Origin of the sequence: Candidatus Amarolinea dominans (assembly GCF_016704685.1) — a bacterium.
Classification (GTDB): domain Bacteria; phylum Chloroflexota; class Anaerolineae; order SSC4; family Amarolineaceae; genus Amarolinea; species Amarolinea dominans.
Map to the genome: position 1 here is coordinate 283,484 of NZ_JADIZS010000001.1, position 20,242 is coordinate 303,725.

Below are 20,242 nucleotides of genomic sequence, written 5' to 3' on the forward strand. Positions count from 1 at the left end.
CCCATTATAATCCCGGCCCTACCAAGACAATGGACAGTGACCGCCGCGACCGTGGGCGCGGCTCTGCGGGGGAGATGCTGACCATGCGCAAAATGCGCAAAATGAACGCGACCGTGCTCTACCTGGTGTTGACGATCACCGTGGCTTTTCTGGAAGGGATGATCTTCACCGTCAGCTCCGTCTACCTGGTGACGATGGTCGGCCTCAATCCGCTGCAACTGGTGCTGGTCGGCTCCGTGCTGGAAGCGACCGCCTTCCTGGGCGAGGTGCCGACCGGTGTCGTGGCCGATGTCTACAGCCGACGCCTCTCCATGGTCATCGGTTATGTCGTGATGGGCTGCGGTTTCATTCTTCAGGGTGCGGTACCACAGTTCGGCGCCTTGTTGGTTGCGCAGGTGGTGTGGGGACTGGGCTACACCTTCACCAGCGGTGCAACCGAGGCCTGGCTGGTGGATGAGATTGGTCAGGAACAGGCGGGGCGGGCCTTCTTGCGGGCGACGCAGCTCAGCTCACTGGCGGTGCTGCTCGGCATCGGCGGTGGCACGCTGCTCGCCCAGGTTGGAGGCCTGCAGCTCCCCATTGTGCTGGGCGGGGCCGGCCTGATCGCGCTGGCTGCGGGGCTGGCGCTGGTGATGCCGGAACAGCACTTCACGCCGACGTCGCGCGCGGATCACACCACCTGGCAGACGATGATCCACACCACGCGCAGCGGCTGGCGGGTTGTGCGCTCACGGCCGGTGCTGTTCACCCTGCTGGTGGTGGGAATGATCAATGGCGCGTTCAGCGAAGGCGTGGATCGCCTGTGGACCATTCATCTGATACAAAACCTGACCTTGCCCCAGGTGTTTGGCTGGCAGCCCATCGTCTGGATTGGGCTGATTCGGGCTGCCTGGCTCATCCTGAGCATTGCCGCGGCTGAGGTGGTGCGGCGGCGCCTGGACATGCGCAGCGATCGGGCGATTGCGCGTACGCTGTGGTGGATGACCGCGGGCATCGTGGCCGGCGTCCTGGGTCTGGCGCTGGCGCCCAGTTTTGCGCTGGGGGTGATTGCGTTGGTGGCGATCATGATGCTGCGCCGCACGATGGGGCCGATCCTGTCCATCTGGACGAATCAGCACATTGGGACTGCGGATGCCGGCGTGCGCGCCACCGTGCTCTCCATGGTCAACCAGGCGGATGCGATGGGGCAGATTGCCGGCGGGCCGGTGGTGGGCGCCGTCGGCAACTTCTCCCTGCGCCTGGCGCTGACCATGTCGGCCCTCATCCTGACGCCCGCGCTGGCACTCTATCGCCGGACGCGCTTGCCGCCATCGCAGGTGTAGCTGGCCAACACCGTGCTTCCCTGCTTCACCTGCTGCAGCCGGTTCTCCGCATCGTAAACCAGCGTGTAGGTCACGCCGCCCACCGTGCGCCCGGTCATGTTGCCGTTGCAGGACGGAATCAGCCACGAATGACACGAATTCCAGGGCCTTTTCGTGTCAATTCGTGCAATTCGTGGCAAGAATCCGCCCAGCTTTCTCTGCCACGAATTTCACTAATTTGCACGAATTTCAGGGGCCTTTCGTGGCAATTCGTGCAATTCGTGGCAAAAATCGGGCTGATTGCGCCACTCATGGTAGATCACGGCGATGGCGTCGGGAGTGATGCCATCGCCGCCTCCCACCGATCATCGAGTTTGACCAGCAACTCGCCCAACTCATCCTCGTCAAGGGCCAGCGGCGCCGCGGGGGCAATCTGGGCCGAAAATCGTACGACGAACTCGCCATATCGCGCCAGCATATGGCAGAGTTTGGCGCCTTCCGTGTTGGGCGCAATGTAACTTGCACAGGCTACGTACGCCTCGTCTGCAAAATCCATTAGTGTTGTCAATTCGGGCTTTTCCTCCCAGGCGTCGTTAGCCTGTCTACCAGAATAGAACACGTCCAGTTGACGCTTGTACTCACGCTGCGCACTGCGCACGAATTCGTAACGATAGATTTCATGACCCACTACGCCGTCTCCACTCATGCCTCGTCGCGGATGCTCCAGGGCGCCATGCGAGTCTGCGGTTGGAATGATGGGCCGATTACTCCAGCCAGGAGGGAACAGCGTAGCATCCATCAGCATGGATTCAGTGGTAAAGGGCCGCAACGGCGCCGGGGCGCCGGGTGTGCAGATGAAGCTCAAGACAGCCACAGCGAGGCAAGTCGTCAGTGTCAGGACCGCCAAACGCAATCTCCGTGTGTTCATGGCGTCACCTCGGCCTGTTATCGAAATGACCAACGTCATAAGGCGCACCAGACCCCCGTACTGGAGCATAGTTCGGCGTCCCAGCCGCCAGGACATCATGGTATTCTGCCGCCAGCGCCGTTGATGATGACATTGGTCGCGTTCATGGGGTGTGGCTGTCTAGGCTGGTGGAAATCTTTTCGTCAATGGCGCGGAGGATACGCTCAAAGTCCGCCGGGGACATATTGTATTCGTTTCCAACAACTGCAGTAAATTGGGAAATATACTCACCGTACTGCCCAATAGCCGTACAGGCTGTCCACCTTTCTTCGCCTTTGATTTGGAGAGTCAGCTCTTGGAGCGTGCAGTATAGTCGAAATCGGTCGGCCACTTCGCTGTGATAGGCCGCTCCTCCCAGTTGTTCGATAGAAAAGGAAGAGTCTGGAGGTCGGAACCTCCTACGGAATTCCCAAACAGCCTCAACACTGCTTTCAAAGTTCCATATGACTTGATTAGCACCCAGAAAGTCGAGATGGTCATCTGGCGAAGCGAATCCCACATCAGCAAAATCGATTGCTCCCTGATCCATTAAGATGTCTAGACGATCTCGCGCCGAAAAAGGTGGTAAATCAACAGTCCACCCGGTTGGAAACAGGGATAGATCATCAATAAGCAGGTCCTCAGCAGGCACCCGTATGGAGCGCGCTCCACAACTTGTCAAACCGATCAACAATGCCACAGCTTGGAATAGAGCTATAGTAATTCCAGCTAGCTTTCTCATATTGGCCTCCCTTGCTGTCTAGAGCAACTACCGGATTGCCAAGCCAGGCGTGCGCTCGATCGCATCGATGATGTCCATCGGGGTGAGCGTCAGGTTGTAGGTGTTCCACAGGTCAATACCGATCTGGATGCCTATCTGATCTGCGGGATCGTCGAATGCACGCCAGCCCTGAACTCCTGAAGTTCGTCGAGGCAAGTATTCGAGACTACGCTCCTTTACCGTATAACCGAGGCTGCTCCCGATTTGTTCGGCGCCCGCGCCTTCGAGCAATGCATCCCCCGAGAAAGCCGATGCTGTTCCCAGGTAACCATATTCGATGTTTCCCCAAACATCGTAGTAGTACTCGACCTCACCTAATGCGGCCCAATAAGGAGAGATTTTGCTGCCGCGAAATTCGGCGACTAACTTGGGCTTAGGATCCCACTCACCACCCTGGCGGACTTTCCAGGCAAAGATAGCCATGGCCTTGAGACGATTGACTTGATCGCTCATACGTGCTACTGATGGTGCGCCGGCAATTGCAGGAACTCCACATCCCATGCATTGAGAGTTGAGGTTCGCCAACTGTGAAACAGTACTTCCCTTTGCGTTAGTGAGCAACTCCTGATAAATGAACTGCACCACCGCAGGAACGGATGCCCAATTGATATGAGCCGGTTGGCGACGCACCGCCGGGGGGGGGGGGGGCACCTGTCGCGGGGCGGGGGGGGGGGGGGGGGGGGGGGGGGGGGGGGAACGGGCGGGTCGTAGTATCTCGCGTTGTAGAAATACAACCCGCCCGCCACCTCGTCCAGCACCTGCCCGGTGAAGCGTCGCTGCGTCGGCGTCGTCTGATAGGGCGTCCCTCGATTCTCACCCCACGGCTTGTACCACAACTCCCCCGTGCGCACCCCGGTCGCGTCCGCCGTCACGCTGGTGCTGCCCAGGTGATCCCCGAACAGGTAGCTCACCGCACCGTTCTTGCGCAGCGCAATCCGCTGACCACCCGCCTGGTAATACTTCACCACCTCCGACACCACCAAATTGTCGAACAGCACGTTGGACGCATCGGTGCGCAGCGAAAGGTAGCTCCCGCTGAGGAGCGGCGTCGTGTCAGTCCAACTCCCCAGGTAGACGTTGTCTCGCCACACCTGTACCTTGCCCGTCAACGGATCGTAGATCACCTGGTAGCTGTGCGTCTGCCCGGCCGTATTGCTCGCCGTGAAACTGGCCCGCTGCGTGGCGGTGTTGCCGGTGCTTTCGTAGATCTTGACCGAGGTCGCATCCTGCCACACCCGGTAGCTGTTCCCCCGTTCCGCACCCGTGGTCGCACTCGCCAACAGGTACATCCCCGCATTCACGCCGCTGGTAAAGGTCGCTTGCCACCGATAGACCAGCAATTGGTTCTGCGTCTGCGCCCGGTACGCGTTGGTGTTGTTGGCGGTTCCGCTCTGCCGGTAGCCGCCGGTCGTCACCGCCCATGCCCCACTGCTCGCCGTCCAGCCCTGCGCTTGCCCATCGCTGAAGTCCTCACGATAGATCGGACTGACCTCCACCAGCTTGCTGACGTAGCTCGTGATGCTGGCGCTGTCGCCTGCCAAACACCGCCTTGACGCGGGCGCCGTCTGCGTCGTAGATGTGCGTCTCCATGGCCACACCGTTCATGCCGGTGAGACAGTTCTCCGCGTTGCAGGTGCAAGCAGAAACAGGATGGGCCTGGCGGGCTTTCGCCCTCCTCCATGTTCGTCGCGGTCACGGCCCCGCCGATGATCGGCACACAGGTCAGTAAGACCTTGTGGAGGCAGAATCTATCTTACCTTACCTCCGGCTATTCGCGTGTCCAGATTCTGCCATCCATCATACGAAGAAGATTCACGTCTCATCTCGCGGGATATCCGACCGCGCGTAGTACCACTTGGACCCAGGCCCCACAACAAGCACTTTATCCTCTGGGGTAAACAACTTCCAACTTTCGATCTCAACCGTATCTACAGCAAATAGTCGTAAGAACAGGCCACCTTCAAATTCAAAAGTCGCGTCAATAGCAGGAGAGTATAGAGACACAGCAAGCAGCGTCCGGCCTTCTAATATTTGGACCGCCGCCTTCAGCCGCTCCCGAGAATCCTCCCCGGCAATCAGAACTTGGTCTATCTGATCAATGCGCCATTCGCATCCGCAGAGCCATAGATACCATTCCCCGTATGACTGGCCGAACCTGTCGGGCGTCAACTGTTGGCCGAACTCCATGGTGACGAAGTTGCCAATGCCCAAACGCACATTCCAAACTCGCTTACCTACCAGCGACACCACCAAACCACTTACTGTATCTAGATCAGCCTGAGTCACCATTATTCTCCTCCAAACAGATCGCGAGCTAAGTCGACAATGTCATCGAATCCAGGATTCTCAAGTTCATGCACTGCCTTGTGAAGTTGTCGAATTTCACGGTCCGATAGAGTAAAGCCAGCCGCTCGGTGTGCTGTCGAAGTACTCGGCCGCGGCAAAGCGGGTCAGCGCGGGGCCGCGGCCCCGCGCCAGGCTTCACCCGCAGAACATGAGGATCTACAGCTCTTCGCTCACGACATCCGACCTGGTGTAAGACCAGTGCGCACCTGGTCCAATGACCAGTACCTTGTGCTCCGGGGTAAACAGATTCCAACTCTCAAGCTCGGTTGTATTCACGGCAAATAGTCGCAATGACAGGTGTCCTTCAAACTCAAAGATAGCATCAATAGCGGGAGAATACAGAGATACTGCAAGCAAGGTGCGTCCTTCTAGTTCTTGTACCGCGACCCTCAATTGCTCGCGGGAGTCCTCTCCAGCAATCAGAATTTGATCCTGCTGATCAATGCGCCATTCGCACCCCTCTAACCATAGATACCATTCTCCAAATAATTGGCCGAACTCGTTAGGTTCCAGCTGTTTGCCGAAGTTCATTGTAAGGGAGTTACCAATGCCCAGACGTACGTTCCAAGCCTGTTTGCCCACTAACGGCATCACCAACTCGCTTACTGCAACTAGATCAGATTGATTCACCATTATTTGTCTCCAAACAAATCGTAGATCATGTTGATGATATCGTCGTATCCGGGATTTTCACCTTCATGCAATGCCTCATGGAGCACCCGTCTTTGGTCCTTTGATAGTGTCTGGCCGGTCTGTCGCTCATACGATCGAATAGCTGCATTCTCTTGCGCCTTCTGATCGTAATTTTTACTCGGTCTACCATGCTTCTGAAGATCCGTCATTCTCTCGACGGGGTGGCTCTTGGCATACAGCAGTACCCCACCGCCATGGCCGGCCAACGCGCCACCACCTGCGACCATGGCACCTTCGGCGACCAAAGCTCCCCCTGCTGGCAATGCACATGCGCCTGCAGTTGCAAGAGCGCACACACCGCCACCTCCCAACGTCGGCGCGATGGCAGCAGTCCCAGCAGCAGCCATGCCAATTCCCGTGGCGATTTCGAACTTGGCCTGAGCATCGCTCACCATCGCCCCAGTTCGCGCCCCTGTTGGTAGCTTTCGTTTTCAATTAACGACAGATCACCATGCACAGCAAGTGCCGCAAATGCGCCCAGTGACACGTTATTCAGATACTGAGACACTGCACCCATGGTATAGCCGAAGGCGTTGTTCACCCATTCAGGCCAGTGGCCTGTGCGATCGACCGCCCCAAGAGAGTTATTCGCCGCGTAGGTGTACCTGTTTAGACTTTGCGGATTCCCCGGCTGGGGGATGATCGTATCCGCGGCCAGAAATCGCCCCACGACCGGATCATACCACCGGGCGTTATAGAACAGCAAGCCGCTCCCGCTGTCCTTGCGCTGACCGGTGAAGTTGAACGTCGTCGGCGTCGTTTGTGCGGTATAGCGTGCGGCGCCGTAAGGCATGTAGCGCAGCTCGGTGTTGGTGTTGAGCCGCGCCCCGGCGCTGGTCAGCGTCAGCGCCTGCGAACCCAGGTGGTCGCCCAACAGGTAATTCACCGTGCCCGGGCTGACCCCCGTGCGCATGGCGACCCGCACCGCGCCGGCGTAGTAATACTTCTTCATCGTGGCCGTGCTGCCCGTCCACTCGAAGGTGTTCCCGATGTAGACCGTCGTTGCCCCGCCGGCCGTCTCCTTGACCCGCGCCCCGTCCCCGTCGTAGACGTAGCTCGAGGTGACACCGCCGCTCATGGCTGTCAGCCGGTTTTCGGCATCGTAACTCAGCGTGACATCCTGCGTGCTGCTGATGCGCCGCGTGGCGTTGCCGTTGGCGTCGTACCAGTACTTCCGGTTGCCGGACGCCGTGCCGCCGATGTGCGTCACCGCATGCTTGTGCGCCTCGTCCTGATAGTACTGATTCTGCGTCGCGCTCTCGAAGGCGGTCAGGTTGCCGATGGCGTTGTAGCCGTAGTTCTTCTGGCTGTAACCGCCATAGCCCGTGGCGCCGCTGGCCTGCGCCGTGCTCAGCCGGTGCAGCGCATCGTAGGCGAAGGTCTGCGTCTGGCTGCCGCCATACGCCGCCGCATCCGTGATCGTCAGCACGTTCCCCACGTCATCGTAGGTGTAGCTGATGTTCTGCAGGTTGGTGTAGGGGGACGCGTTGCCGGTCTTCAGCGTCACCAGCCGGAAGTTCTCGGCCGCGGTGTAGGTGTAGAGCTGCTGCACCACTCCCGTCGTGCTGCCCAGCCAGCGTTGCGTCGTCTGGCCCAGCGCGTTGTAGAGCGTCTCGCCCACATAGTAAGTGCTGCCGTTGCTCTGCACCTGGCGCAGCAAGCCCTGGGTGTTGTAGGTGAACATCACCTGCTCGCCCACCTGGCCCGCGTTGCCGCCAGGATACTTTTGCCACGTGAGCCGGTCGGCGGAGTCGTAGTCCCATCGGGTCACGAACGTCCCGCCGCCTGTGCCATTGACCACCTTCGTCTCTTGCGTCGTCCGCCCGCGGGCATCGTACAGCCAGCTCGCGCTGCCCGAGGTGTCGCTCATCCCGGTGCGCCGGCCCTTGCCCAGGTTGCCGTTCGCCGTACTGTCGTAGCTGAAGCCGACGGCGTATGTCCCGCTGCACGTCAGAGTGCCCAGGTTGCTGATGCCCGCATGATAAGTCTTGCCCACCAGCCGGTTGTGGCCGTCGTAGTAGAAGCAAATCGCCTGGTTGCGCGCATCGCGCTGCTTCACCAGGTTGCCCGCCGCATCGTAGCGATACTGCCACGTGCCCATGTCCGGATCAACCATCTGCGTCTTGCGGCCCAGCAGGTCGTAGGTCAGCGTCGTCTGGTTGCTGGCGTGATCCTGCACCGTCAGCAGCCGGCCGGCCACGTCGTAGCTGTAGCGCGTGCGGTATTCGCTGCCCCAGGTAGGATTGGGCTGGCCGACCGGCCACGAACCGGTGCTCTCCGAGACGCTGCGCAGGTTGCCAAACACATCGGACGCACGGCGCACGAAGCGCCGATTGGCCGATCATGCACAACCGGATCGATCTGTCTGCTCACAGAAGGCTCTGGACGCCATGTTGAACATCGGGGGTGAAATCAGTGGAGTTACCTCATGGGTCTACCCCATACATCTCGTTAAACGTCCTGGGTGCATCGGCCGAGAACTGAAAGGATCGGGCGATGTCTTCCAGGACGGCCCGCAGGGCAGGGGCGTATTCGGTCCAGGTGGCGCTGCCGATCTGAATCACGATGTTACCCTGCCTGGTGAAGACGCTTTCCAATATAACGGCGCCTTCTTTGTCTGTAAGAAACTCCCGAACCATCTCGTGCAGGCTGCCATTGGGATCCGCAAAGGTGGCCTCGGAAGTCGCAGACAATGTGTAGCCCGAAGGATTGCCGGGCAGTGTCATTTGCAAGTACTTCTCAACCCAAGAGCGCAGGCTTCCTCCTTTAGCAAACTCAGACCCCATATATACAATGGCGACCCCAATGTTGCCACCCAGGTGATCCACTACAGGAGCACTCAATTGGAAATAGGGTAGATTGTATGGTTCGGGCTTTTCACGCACTGGAACGAACTTCCAATCGGCCGGATAGGCAAAGGACACGCCCACATAGGGAGACGTGTATCTGCGCCAGTCAGCGCGCTGGGGTTGACCAGTTGGGCCGGCAGTAACTGCGACTGTAATTGTGGCAGGGGCGGGACTGGCAACTGCAACGACTGGAGGGTCCGTTGGCAATGTTGTCACCGTCGGCGACACGCTTGCGGTTGGCGACATCGCCGCCAACCGCGTCGTTGGGGCCACAGCAGGCGTTGCGGGTCTGTTCCGGAGTGGTTGGCAGGAGACCAGAACACTGGCCAGCGCCACACTGCATAACAGCACCCAACCTGTCTTGTCGGCATGCACTAATCTCATGGTTTCCATACTTTTCTCTGTGAGCGAAGAAAGCAAGAAGTTCGGTCAGTATCCCCCACACCTGATGTTGCCTGTGGGATTATACCCCACCTGCCGGGTCAGAAGGACGCGGTCAATTCTCATGCCATCTTCACGCATCCAGATATTGATGACCCGCTCGCCTTCGCTGACGTCAAGGTAGGGACGCGCTCCGTTCATCTTGATGCTTTGCCATCGCCACGCGGCCGAAGCATAGCCCGTGATTTCGCGCGACGTGTCGTATGGGTAATCATCACGACCCATATGCAGCGAATCATCATTCACGGTTCCACCCAAGCCGCAAACCCAAATGTAGTATCGTCCCGTCTGCTTGAATGAAACGTTGGCATACCGCAACTCAGGTGAGAGCCAGTAATCCCAGGGATTGGCGTTCCAGCCTTGGCCGTTGTTTGGCATCCCTTTCATGAAACATTCGGTCGTGCGTTGAGAAGTGAGGGAATCGCTCTGATAACAGAACCAGTAATGATCCGAGCGCGGTTGGTATCGTTCGGTGAATGCCGCCGGTTCGATGATACGCAGGCTCTGGGCGCTGTTCAGCGGATAGATTGTGCCGCACGTAGCGCCTGAATTGGGATAGGTGGTCATCGGCACGAAGCCCAACAGCGGCGAAGCATCCACGGCGTCCGTGCTGGCATTGTGCAAGTTGATGTGGAAATGAAGATGCGGGGCGATAGGCACGGGCGGGGTCGCAGGCGGCGGGTTGGGACCAGTGGTTGCGCCTGACTTCGCAATGATGGTATCGCGCGTGACGTTGTCGTTCAGTGCCGAGATGAAGCTCGTCAGATGGGCGTAGAGATGGCGATACACGCGGCTCTCATTGGCCATATTCACCGAGGTGTGGACGTCCATTCGGTACCCGTAGCCAGACGAGTCCCAGTCACGATACATCACCTGCCCGGCCTGTGCAGCATACACATTGGTGTTGGTCGGTACTCCAATGTCCAAGGCGAACCCAGCGTTGCCCGTGTGCTTGTCAGAAGTACAATTGACATTCACAGTGCCGCTGCCGAGATGGATTGGGCTCCACCAATTGGCCGGCAGAGCCTTTCTAGAGGATTGTACATCCCCCTCGGGCTGTACGGTCTGGGCATCTACTCCCCGCAGGACTGGGTGGCTATCGAACCATTCGTAAAATCGCCTCTCGTATTCAGCAAAATCCGGATCAGGAGAAACAGATGGAAGCACAGGAAGACCCGCTTCAAGCTGGGCGTCGCGGCACGCCAGATCGCACGTTGGAGCAGGCTGAAGCCGATTGGCCTCAACGACGCTTTCCAGCGAAGGCCATGACTCGTTGCGGCCAAAAAGCTCGTTGAGGTTCCTCGGGGCGCCTGGTGCGAACTCAATAGAATCGGCAATCATGTCTAGCAGCGAAGTCATATAGTCAGCGTGGGTATAGGTGCTGATGGACAGAACCAGGCTGCCATGCGTGAGCTCAACGGCTTGCGATGGGCCGATTTCGGTTGTGCGCAAGGAGTGAAGAACCCGTCTGAGAACACCGGCTGGATCTACGAGCACTTGACTCCGGACTACTTCTGTGTCGGGCAATTGCGGGCGACCAATGGTAATGTGGGCATTACTCCAGGTCTGCAAATCCTGTTCGGATGCTATCTCGAACAAGAAAAAGGCTATATCGATCCGGTTGTCGTCCAGAGGATCACTTCCCGGGGGGTATAGAGTGAGCACATAAGGTCGAAGCTCCCCCGGCACCAAGGGGACGTCTGTGGGAGTGTGTATGAGATTCCACTGGCTCGGGTAATGCAACGTGAGTCCAAGTACAGGATCCGTGTGCATTAGAAAGAGAGGTGAGGCCCCTTGCATAGGATCAGCAAGCACTCGGCCACCTGCCACCGCAGGCGACGGCATCCTCGCGGGGACGGAGATCAGATCGGGCTGAGGACCAGGGGACATGAACTTAGCAGCGGTGTTTATTTGCAGGGGGGGTAGCGGCAGCCACGGCTGAGAACAGCAGGCTGCAAACCACCAGCAGATGGACGACCAGCAGCGGACGCGCCGCCAGCCGCGAGACAGGAAGGTGTGGTGAAGAGAGATGAAAGAGTGAGGAACACCAGCGCAACATGACAACGGACTCCTTTCATGCAGTAATCGAAACGGATGGGGTCAGGGAGATTTCCTGACTGCTGAAGGAGGTCTCGGTGCGGGAGAGAGAACTCTCGCCGGGGACTTCCGAAATCGGGAGGCGACTCGGAAGGCGGGGGGCAGACTTGTGGCTGGTCACAGCATAGCACGCGCGCGGCGCTCTGTCAAGAGGCAAAATTTGGGCGTAGCAATTCCGAATTGGGCAGACGATTGACCACAAGGAACGCATAGAACACAAAGCAACGGCAGAAGATTCGCAGATTGGCGACGTCTTTGCGCTCTTTGCGTTCTATGTGGCAAGGAGCCGCCCATCTGTCTCTGCCACGAATTTCACTAATTTGCACGAATCGAGCTTCTGCCTTCGTGTCAATTCGTGCAATTCGTGGCAAAAATCCGCCCAGCTTTCTCTGCCACTAATTTGCACGAATCGAGCTTCTGCCTTCGTGTCAATTCGTGCAATTCGTGGCAAAAATCCGCCAACCTCGCTCGCCCGGAAGTCATTTGGTTGGCCGCCCGATTGATGCTATACTCTCGCTTCGGTGTCCCCACGCAGCCGGCAACGGTCATGGTGGACAAACGTCATTCTGCCCATGGTGATGTCACCTTGAACGAACCATCACGTCCAACTTTTTCATGGCGCTCGCGCGAGATGCTCAGCGGGTTGTTCATGTTCACGGCGCTGCTCTTCCTGGCCTTCGCGGCCGGCTTCGGCGCGCACTGGCTGCTGACACGCGCGTCCGGGACAGCCAGTGACGCGCCAGGTTCGGTGACGATCCTCACCGATGCCCAGCGCCTGCTGCGCGACAATTTTCTGGGCCAGCCGCCGGCCGAGACCACGCAGGTGTACGGGGCCATCCGCGGCCTGGTGGAGACCTATCAAGATCCGTACACCGTTTTCATCGAGCCGCAGCCGCGGGCACGGGAAAAAGATCAACTGCGCGGGCGCTTTGGCGGCATCGGCGCGTACGTGGCAGTCAGCACCACCGGCCAGGTCTTTCTGACCCCCATGCCGGGACGACCGGCCGAGAAGGCGGGCATCCAGGCCAACGACGAGCTGCTGGCCGTGGACGGCAAGAGCGTCAGCGGCAAAAATCGTGACGAAGTGGTGGACATGGTGCGCGGCGAGGTCGGCACCCAAACGACGCTGCGCATCGGGCGCGTCGGCGCCGACCAGCCGTTTGACCTCGTCGTCACGCGTGAAGAGATCGAAAACCCGTCTGTGGAGTGGCGCTTGCTGGAAAATGACCCCCGCACCGGCTACGTGGCGCTGCACATCTTTGGTGAGCGCAGCGTGCAGGAACTGAAAGACGCGATCAACGACCTGCGCGGGCAGGGCGCGCAGCGCCTGATCCTGGATCTGCGACACAACCCCGGCGGCCTGCTGGAGACGGCCGTAGATGTCGCCAGCCAGTTCCTCGCCAGTGGACGTGTGCTCAATGAACGGCACGCGGACAGCGAGACGACGTACGATGTGCGCGGCGCTGGCGTGGCGCGGGATCTGCCCCTGGTCGTCTTGACTGATGAGGGCACCGCCAGCGCCGCGGAAATTGTGGCCGGCGCCCTGCAAGACGCCAAACGCGCGCCGATCATCGGGGCCAAGACCTTTGGCAAAGGCTCGGTGCAGCTCGTGTTCGATCTGCGCGATGGTTCATCCCTGCACGTGACGACCGCACGCTGGTTCACACCGGCCTATCAGCAGATTGACGGCAAGGGCCTGACTCCCGACGTGCCGGTGGCCACTGGTGACGCGGCAGCCGGCGGCGATCCGGTTCTGGACGCTGCGCTGGCCTGGTTCGATAAACCATGAGACTGAGGCTTGGGCGACTGCAAGTCGCTGCAACCATGACGAAGTCCACCGGCGTGGACTGGCGAGGAATCTGGCAATGACTTCATCTAACTTCACACGCTGGTTGCTGGCCGGCTGCCTGGTTGTGGCGCTAACCACCACTGCCTTTATGGCCGGGCTGGCCACCGGCTTTGGCCTGGGGCGCTGGACTGCGCCCGCGGTCGTGGTTGCCCCCGCCGCGCCGCAGGAGTCACCGGCAGCCGTCGTCGAGGCGCCGCGCGTCACGGCGATTCCCGCGGCCACCCAGGCGCCGCCCGCCATACTCCCCACCCCCAGACCTGCCCCCTCGGCCACACCGCAACGGGCGCCGCAACCGGCGGGCACGATCGCCGCGCAGGACAAGGAACTCAAGCTGTTCTGGGAGGCCATGACCCTGTTACAGGATGGCTTCTACGGCGACGTGCCCAGCGGCCAGAATCTGCAATATGCGGCCATTCGAGGCGTGGTCAGCAGCCTGGACGATCGTTTTACCAGCTTCATGACGGCTGACGAGGCGCAACGCTTCGAGGACTCCCTGGATGGCAGCTTCGAGGGCATCGGCGCGCAGGTTGACAAGACCGAGGACGACAAAGGCGCGCGCATCGTCGAAGTCTACCCTGGTTTTCCGGCGGCCACGGCCGGGGTGCGGCGCAATGACATCATCACTGCGGTGGACGGCCAGGATATCGGCCCCCTCAGCCTGACCGAGATCATCTCGCACATTCGCGGGCCACGCGGCACCACCGTCATCCTGACGATCCGCCGCGAGGGCGAGGACAAGCCGCTGGAGATCAGCGTGACGCGGGCGCGCATCGAGATTCCTGTGGTGGAATCGAAGATGTTGGCAGGCAACATCGGTTATGTCAAACTACAGGAGTTCAGCCGGCCAGCGCCGGAGCGTCTGAAGACGGCGCTGAAGGAGCTGCTCGATCAGGAGCCGGTGGGCCTGATCCTGGACCTGCGCGGCAATCCCGGCGGCCTGCTCGATGTCGCGGTGGAGGTTGGCAGTCAGTTTGTGGCCGCAGGCGACATCCTGATCGAACGGAAGAAGGATGGCAGCGAGGAGCACTTCAGCGTGCGCACCGGCGGCTTGGCTATCGGAGTTCCGCTGGCGGTGCTGGTCAATGAAGGTTCGGCCAGCGCCAGCGAGATCGTGGCCGGCGCGATTCAGGACGCCGGGCGCGGGCCGTTGGTGGGAACCAAGACCTTTGGCAAAGGCTCCGTACAACTGCCGCAGACCTTGAGTGATGGCTCCATGCTGCGCGTCACCATCGGCCACTGGTTCACCCCCAAAGGCCGCGGCATCCACGGCACTGGCCTGGAGCCAGACATCCCCATCGAACTGAGCGAACAGGATCGCAGCGCCGGCCGCGACCCGCAGTTGGACAGGGCCGTCGAATACCTGCGCGCGCAATAGTGAGTAAGGGGAGAAATTGGTGACGAAGAACGAAGATCAACGCAACCGCACGCTGGCGACCAATCGCAAGGCGCACCACGATTATTCGATCGAAGAGACCTACGAGGTGGGTTTGGCCCTGGTCGGCACGGAGATCAAGTCGCTGCGCGCTGGGCAGTGCAATCTGAAAGATGGCTATGCGGTCATTCGCCAGGGCGAAATCTGGATGCTGAACGTTCACATTTCACCCTGGGCGGGCGGCAACCGTGAGAACCATGACCCGCTGCGCGAACGCAAGTTGTTGCTGCATCGGCGCGAGATCAACAAGCTGGCGAGTCGCGTGGCCGAACGGGGCTGGACACTGGTCCCTCTGCGTATTTATCTCAAAAGCAACCGGGCCAAAGTGGAATTGGGCCTGGTGCGCGGTAAGAAGCAGTACGACAAACGGGAGGCGATTGCCAAACGCGACAGCGACCGCGATGTGGAGCGCGGGGTCAAAGACTATCAGCAGGAATAGGCGTGCTCAAGGCCTCTCGCTGCGCTCGGCCGACGCGGGCGGTGGTGGTTTTTCTCCTTGCTCACCCAGCGCCAACCGTTGGATGCGCGCGGCCAGGTCTGGCGGCGGAGGCGCTTGCTCGGTAGTCGGCACAGCAGCGGGCGGGTGCGCGGGCTTGGCGGTCGTGGCCGCGGACGGCGCGGGCGCTGCGCTGACCGCGGCGGGCGCACGCGCGGCCTCTTGCGCCAGTTTTGCCAGGCGCTGACGGCCGCGTGCGATGCGCTGCTGCAACGCACGTTCTTCGGCCTGCAGCTCAGTTGCTGACTGGCGCAGTCGGGTGACGTGCCGACCAAGTTCCTGCGCCAGGGTCTGCATCTGCGTACACTCGGCCTGCAAGGACTCGGCTTCCACGGAATTGCCCGCGCGCGTCGCGGCGTCCAGGCGCTGCTGCACCTCAGCCACACGCGCCTGGGCCTGCTGCCAGGCTGTTGCCGCCTCTTGCTGGCGGGCGTTGGTGTCAACCCACAGTTCTTGTTGCTGTGCCAGCCGCGCCTGCGCCACCTCGATGTCGGTCGCCAGGCGATCTTCCTCTGGCACGTGCGTGTCGCGGTCGAGTAAGTGATGAAAGACGGCACGAATGCCGCTTGTGATTCGGTCTCGTAGCCTCATGGTTTCCCTCTCAGTGGGTAGTCAGCAGGCGATCCACGGCTTCGGCCAGGCTGGCCATGTTGTTGACCTCGAACACGGCGCTGCAGAAGGGCAGGTAGCGCAGCATGTCGCTGTCACCGCTGCCCCACAGCAACGGCGATTCAGGCGTCAGCCAAACCAGCCGCCGCGACCGCCGCTTGATGTCGCCGAAAGCCTCAAGTTCAGGGTTGTTGTAGTTGTTGCGCCCATCGCCCACGATGATGACCGTGGTGCGGTGGTCAATGGCATCCAGGAAGTCGCGCTGGAAGTGCAGCAGGCTTTGGCCCAGGTCGGTGTTGTAGGAGCCGGGCTGCAAACGATTCAGCACATGCTCAATCGCCACGTCAGGGCGGAACTCCGTGAAGTCGGCCGTGATCTCTTGAATGTCATCAATGAAGGCAAAGGAGCGCGCCTGCGCCACCTGGTCTTGCAGGTCATACATCAGGCGCAGCATGAACTCAACCACGGAGCGCATGGAGGTTGAGACATCGCAGATGAGCAGAATCTTCGGCTTGATCTGGCGCCGGCGGTATTTCAACTCCAACGGCACCCCGCCATACTTCAGATTGGTGCGCAGCGTGCGTTTGACATCCAACTGACCGACCCGGCCGCGCCGCTGGCGCAGGGCGGCCCGGCTGCGCAACTGCGCGGCCAGGCGCTGCACCTGCTTGCGCAGTTCATCCGCTTCGCGCTCGCTGAGCGATTGAAAGGGGCGCTGTAAGAGATCGTCGTTGCGCTGCGCCTCCCGCGGCTCATTGAGCGCATTGCGCACAATGCTGGCACCCACATGTTGACTGACCTGCTGGCGCAGCGCGTCCTGATTGGCCTGCACCAACTGGCGCAGACGATCCAGGGAGCGCTTTGTCATGCCCATCCGATCCAGCAGCTCCCACAGTTCCTTGAGCGCCTTTTTCACCTCATCATGCCCCGCGGCGCGCAGCAGTCGGCTGGTCAGCCAGGGCTGTTGATACGGGTGCGTGGCATGGTTCAGCCCGACCATCTGGCCCAACTCCTCCAGTTCTGCTTGCGTCAGCGATTCCCCGCGCAGCAGGCGCTCCAGTTGCTGGCGCACGTTGCCGGTGAACTGACGGATGGCCTGGGCCAGGCGCTGCAAATCGGCATTTGACAAGTCCTGGGTGGCGTCCAGCAGCGGCGGCCCGCCCAGGCCAAAAAATTGTGGGAACAGCCGCTCGAACGTCGCCAGGTCCTGAGGCTCTTTGACGAGCGTGGCCCGCAGCGCGATGCGAAAGCGGTCACGATCCTGGACGCCCAGGGTTTCCACAGCGCGAAAGGCATCGGCGCTCTCCGCCACGGAGATACGCACGCCGGACGTGCGCAAGCCGGCGATGAATTCCACCATGCGTTCTTCCATCTAAAATCCCTCTAACTAATCCCTCTAACTAATCCCTCTAACTAATCCCTCCGAACCAGCGGGCCTAGTTGTCCCACCCTTGCCGGCGCTTGCCCGATGGACGCGGCTGGAAGTCAGTGCTGCTGCCGCTGCTGGGCAACCCGCGCTGCACCCGCAGCACATCGGCTTCGTGTTTGAGCAGCACCGTCAGCGTGCTGTCCAACATTTTTTGATCAATGTGCTTGGCGTTGAGCGTGACCAGGGCTTTGGCCCAATCGAGTGTCTCGCTGATGCTCGGGCGTTTCTTGAGGTCCATCTGGCGCATCTGCTGCACCATGTCCACGGCCTGGCGAGCCAACTGCGGCGCCAGGTCAGGCACTTTCAAGCGCACAATGGCCAGCTCATTTTCCAGGTCAGGGTAGCTGAGGAAGAGGTAGAGACAACGCCGCTTGAGCGCCTCGCTCAGTTCGCGCGTGTTATTGCTGGTCAACACCACCATCGGTTGATGTACTGCGGTCACCGTACCCAGTTCTGGCACGCTGACCTGGAAATCGCTCAGCACTTCGAGCAGGAACGCCTCGAAGGCCGCGTCGGCGCGATCAATTTCATCAATCAGTAGCACAACCGGTTCCTGCGAGGTGAGCGCCAACAGGAGCGGGCGCGGCAGCAGGAAGCGTTCCGAGAAGAAGACGTCATCTTCCAGGGCCAGGCGGTCGGCGGCCTCGACCAGAGTCTGGGCGTCGGCCAGCAGATTGGACAGCTTGTCGCGCAGGAGTTGCGTGTAGAGCATCTGCTTGGCGTATTCCCACTCGTACAGGGCCTTGGTTTCATCCAGGCCCTCGTAGCATTGCAGGCGGATCAAGCGGCGGCCGCTGGCAGCAGCCCAGGCTTTAGCCAATTCGGTCTTGCCGACGCCGGCCGGGCCTTCGGCCAGCACCGGTTTGCCCAACTGCTCGGCAAGATAGAGCACCGTGGAAATGGCATCCGATGCGATGTAACGTTGCTCACTCAACTGAGCACGGGCTGCGGTCGGATCTTTGAACATGAATTCCTCGTGGATAGTTTAGGTTTGGGGGCGTTTGGGTCAAGAGCCGGCAGATATCGGGTCAATGACAGGCGCCAGATCGGGGCGCAAGGCCATGATTTGCGTGCGCAATTGGGCCGCGCGGCGGCGCAGGTCATCGGCCTGCGCCGCGTCGGTCTGCTCCACGCGGCGCAGGCGCGTCTTGATGAAGGCCAGGTCAACCAATTGGCGCTGAAACAACGCAACACGCCGCGGCGCGCCGGCCCGCCACAGCGGCAGCATAGCCAGACGACGCACGGCGCGGGCGCTGAACGTCAGCATGGCCTGATATTCTTGTGGCTGCAGCAAGATGCCGACCTCGTCCGCCAAGCCGTCGCGCAGCCAGCGGCGCTCATTGTCCCATGTCAGGATGACGATCAGAACCAGAAGCCAGAAGCCGCCCCAATCAGCCAGCACGCCGACGAAAAACGGCAGGATGGTGACATCGGCCAACTCAGCGCCCAGGTTATGCAGCCCGTGAAAGAAAATGGCCGCGGCCAGGCCAAGCACAGGAAACAGCCAGCGGGCGACGCGCCGTCGGCTCAGCGCGGCCAGGCCAAAACCGATCCCGGTACACGCGGTGAAGAAGGCGTGATTGAATCCGAAGACGAAGGCGCGCAGCATGACCACCACGGCCCACCAGCCCCAGCCCTGCTCAGCGAACGCGCCGATGAAATAGAGCACGTTCTCGGTCATGGCGAAGCCGAAACCGATGACGGCCCCGTAGACGATGCCGTCGAGGATGCCGTCGAACTCGCGCGCAGCCCAAGTGGCGACGGCCAGCAAGGCCAGGGCCTTGAGAACCTCCTCCACGATGGGCGCCACCAACGCCGTAGAGGCCGCGCCGCCAATGACGGTCCGATCGAGCATGCGCTGCGAGGCGCTGTCGAAGGTTCCCTCGATCACCAGGGCGGCCACTACGGCCGGCACGGCGCCCCAGAAGAAGACCGTCAACAGCAAGGGCAGAGGCTCACGCTCGTGGCGGTCGGCCCACCAGACGAGCAGGGTATAGAGCACGGTGGGCACCAGGGCGGCGAGCAGGGATGCAGGGATGGCAATCAACATCAGGTTGCGGCCTCAACAGAATGAATCACGGTCTCACCAGGATCAACGCGGCGACAGGAAGATAGGAGCCGAGGGCGGTGGTCAACAGGCACGCATGGCGACCGACGCCGAGATCAGGCCGGCGGTTCGAAGCCGGTCAGGCGCTTATTCCATTTGGCGTAGGTGCTGGCAAAATGGGGCCACAGCCCGCTCAATGCGCCCAGGGCCTGCGCCTGGCTGAGGCTGTGCAGAAAACTGGCGCGCTCATCGGCGAACGGCGGCATGAGAAGGTAGCCATGGCCGATTTCGCCCAGGCTGTGCGCATCACTGCCGGCCGTGATGAGTTTGCCATAGCGCCGCGCCAGCGCCAGCGCTGCGTCGTTGTCGTCACGGTAGAGGCAGCGGGCATTGAAGACCTCGATGGCGTCTACCTGATCAATGAAGCGCCGTGCGTTCGCTTCGCCCAGCGCGGAGCGGCGAAACGAGTCGGCCGGATGTGGGATGCTAATCACGGCGCCCTGCTCGCGCAGGCGGGTCAGGGTCTCCTCAGGCGACAAGCCCTTGGGTACTTCCTCCTGCACGAAGTAGGCGATGAATTCGCCGGCGCTGCTCTTGACCTCTTCGCCAATGATGATCAGATCGGGCGCCAGGCGCTTGAGGTAACGGGCGCCCTCTACGTTGTTGTGCTCGGTGATAGCCAGCTTGTCAAGGCCGCGCACCCGTGCGGTCTCGATGATGGCACGCGGGTTCATCAGGCAATCGCGTGAAAACCAGCTATGACAGTGCAGATCAACCTTCCACAGTTCGGGCATACGCTTCATCCATTCTACGCTTGATCCATTCTACGTGCGTTGCGATTCTGGCGTGAGTATACAGCAAACGGGACAGAAAGTCCAACACTTTACCGGTAACGCATACGCAACCTTTGCTGGCGCCGGACGTCC

20 protein-coding genes are annotated in these 20,242 nt (G+C 60.6%); 4 read left to right on the forward strand and 16 right to left on the reverse strand.

Annotated features, from left to right (window positions below; all coding sequences use genetic code 11):
• The first annotated feature begins 83 nt into the window (after positions 1–83).
• Positions 84–1,322: an MFS transporter gene (locus IPF85_RS01160; RefSeq protein WP_343406226.1), complete on the forward strand. Its 1,239-nt coding sequence runs from the start codon at positions 84–86 to the stop codon at positions 1,320–1,322.
• On the opposite strand, the gene IPF85_RS01165 is transcribed toward IPF85_RS01160, so the two are convergent.
• The 11 genes from IPF85_RS01165 to IPF85_RS01215 form a co-directional block, all read right to left on the reverse strand.
• Positions 1,286–1,501, reverse strand: coding sequence for a hypothetical protein (locus IPF85_RS01165; protein ID WP_343406227.1), 216 nt, complete (start codon positions 1,499–1,501; stop codon positions 1,286–1,288). The two genes, IPF85_RS01160 and IPF85_RS01165, sit on opposite strands and share 37 nt — an antisense overlap.
• A gap of 119 nt (positions 1,502–1,620) precedes the next feature.
• Positions 1,621–2,208, reverse strand: a complete 588-nt coding sequence (locus tag IPF85_RS01170; protein ID WP_343406228.1) for a hypothetical protein — start codon at positions 2,206–2,208, stop codon at positions 1,621–1,623.
• Positions 2,209–2,371: 163 nt separating this feature from the next.
• Complete coding sequence (locus tag IPF85_RS01175) at positions 2,372–2,989, reverse strand: hypothetical protein (protein ID WP_343406229.1); 618 nt, start codon at positions 2,987–2,989, stop codon at positions 2,372–2,374.
• 27 nt (positions 2,990–3,016) lie between these two features.
• On the reverse strand, positions 3,017–3,481 hold the full coding sequence (locus IPF85_RS01180) for a polymorphic toxin type 44 domain-containing protein (protein ID WP_343406230.1): 465 nt from the start codon (positions 3,479–3,481) through the stop codon (positions 3,017–3,019).
• A gap of 5 nt (positions 3,482–3,486) precedes the next feature.
• The gene (locus IPF85_RS01185; protein ID WP_343406231.1) at positions 3,487–4,569 is read right to left on the reverse strand and encodes a hypothetical protein; all 1,083 of its coding nucleotides are present in this window, start codon (positions 4,567–4,569) and stop codon (positions 3,487–3,489) included.
• Positions 4,570–4,840: 271 nt separating this feature from the next.
• Complete coding sequence (locus IPF85_RS01190) at positions 4,841–5,317, reverse strand: hypothetical protein (RefSeq protein ID WP_343406232.1); 477 nt, start codon at positions 5,315–5,317, stop codon at positions 4,841–4,843.
• A 213-nt stretch (positions 5,318–5,530) separates the two neighbouring features.
• Entirely contained in the window at positions 5,531–6,007 is a 477-nt protein-coding gene (locus tag IPF85_RS01195; RefSeq protein WP_343406233.1) for a hypothetical protein, read from the reverse strand.
• Positions 6,007–6,462 (reverse strand): hypothetical protein, encoded by a 456-nt coding sequence (locus tag IPF85_RS01200; RefSeq protein ID WP_343406234.1) that lies wholly within the window; start codon positions 6,460–6,462, stop codon positions 6,007–6,009. Before IPF85_RS01200 ends, IPF85_RS01195 begins: the two co-directional genes overlap by 1 nt.
• Complete coding sequence (locus tag IPF85_RS01205) at positions 6,456–8,390, reverse strand: RHS repeat-associated core domain-containing protein (protein WP_343406235.1); 1,935 nt, start codon at positions 8,388–8,390, stop codon at positions 6,456–6,458. Before IPF85_RS01205 ends, IPF85_RS01200 begins: the two co-directional genes overlap by 7 nt.
• A gap of 103 nt (positions 8,391–8,493) precedes the next feature.
• Complete coding sequence (locus tag IPF85_RS01210; RefSeq protein WP_343406236.1) at positions 8,494–8,991, reverse strand: hypothetical protein; 498 nt, start codon at positions 8,989–8,991, stop codon at positions 8,494–8,496.
• A gap of 354 nt (positions 8,992–9,345) precedes the next feature.
• A complete protein-coding gene (locus IPF85_RS01215) occupies positions 9,346–11,022 on the reverse strand; it encodes a M23 family metallopeptidase (protein ID WP_343406237.1) in 1,677 nt (558 codons plus the stop codon).
• 1,018 nt (positions 11,023–12,040) lie between these two features.
• Here IPF85_RS01215 and IPF85_RS01220 point away from each other — a divergent pair.
• The 3 genes from IPF85_RS01220 to smpB all read left to right on the forward strand — a co-directional run bounded on the left by IPF85_RS01220 (position 12,041) and on the right by smpB (position 15,174).
• Positions 12,041–13,243: a S41 family peptidase gene (locus IPF85_RS01220; protein WP_343406238.1), complete on the forward strand. Its 1,203-nt coding sequence runs from the start codon at positions 12,041–12,043 to the stop codon at positions 13,241–13,243.
• 76 nt (positions 13,244–13,319) lie between these two features.
• On the forward strand, positions 13,320–14,678 hold the full coding sequence (locus IPF85_RS01225) for a S41 family peptidase (RefSeq protein ID WP_343406239.1): 1,359 nt from the start codon (positions 13,320–13,322) through the stop codon (positions 14,676–14,678).
• Positions 14,679–14,697: 19 nt separating this feature from the next.
• Positions 14,698–15,174: an SsrA-binding protein SmpB gene (gene smpB, locus IPF85_RS01230; RefSeq protein WP_343406240.1), complete on the forward strand. Its 477-nt coding sequence runs from the start codon at positions 14,698–14,700 to the stop codon at positions 15,172–15,174.
• A gap of 6 nt (positions 15,175–15,180) precedes the next feature.
• Here smpB and IPF85_RS01235 read toward each other — a convergent pair whose 3' ends face one another.
• The 5 genes from IPF85_RS01235 to IPF85_RS01255 all read right to left on the reverse strand — a co-directional run bounded on the left by IPF85_RS01235 (position 15,181) and on the right by IPF85_RS01255 (position 20,110).
• Entirely contained in the window at positions 15,181–15,822 is a 642-nt protein-coding gene (locus tag IPF85_RS01235; RefSeq protein ID WP_343406241.1) for a hypothetical protein, read from the reverse strand.
• Positions 15,823–15,832: 10 nt separating this feature from the next.
• Entirely contained in the window at positions 15,833–17,212 is a 1,380-nt protein-coding gene (locus IPF85_RS01240) for a VWA domain-containing protein (RefSeq protein WP_343406242.1), read from the reverse strand.
• A 64-nt stretch (positions 17,213–17,276) separates the two neighbouring features.
• Positions 17,277–18,236, reverse strand: a complete 960-nt coding sequence (locus IPF85_RS01245) for a MoxR family ATPase (RefSeq protein WP_343406243.1) — start codon at positions 18,234–18,236, stop codon at positions 17,277–17,279.
• Positions 18,237–18,275: 39 nt separating this feature from the next.
• The gene (locus tag IPF85_RS01250; protein ID WP_343406244.1) at positions 18,276–19,319 is read right to left on the reverse strand and encodes a PrsW family intramembrane metalloprotease; all 1,044 of its coding nucleotides are present in this window, start codon (positions 19,317–19,319) and stop codon (positions 18,276–18,278) included.
• 113 nt (positions 19,320–19,432) lie between these two features.
• Positions 19,433–20,110 (reverse strand): PHP-associated domain-containing protein, encoded by a 678-nt coding sequence (locus IPF85_RS01255; RefSeq protein ID WP_343406245.1) that lies wholly within the window; start codon positions 20,108–20,110, stop codon positions 19,433–19,435.
• Positions 20,111–20,242: the final 132 nt, after the last annotated feature.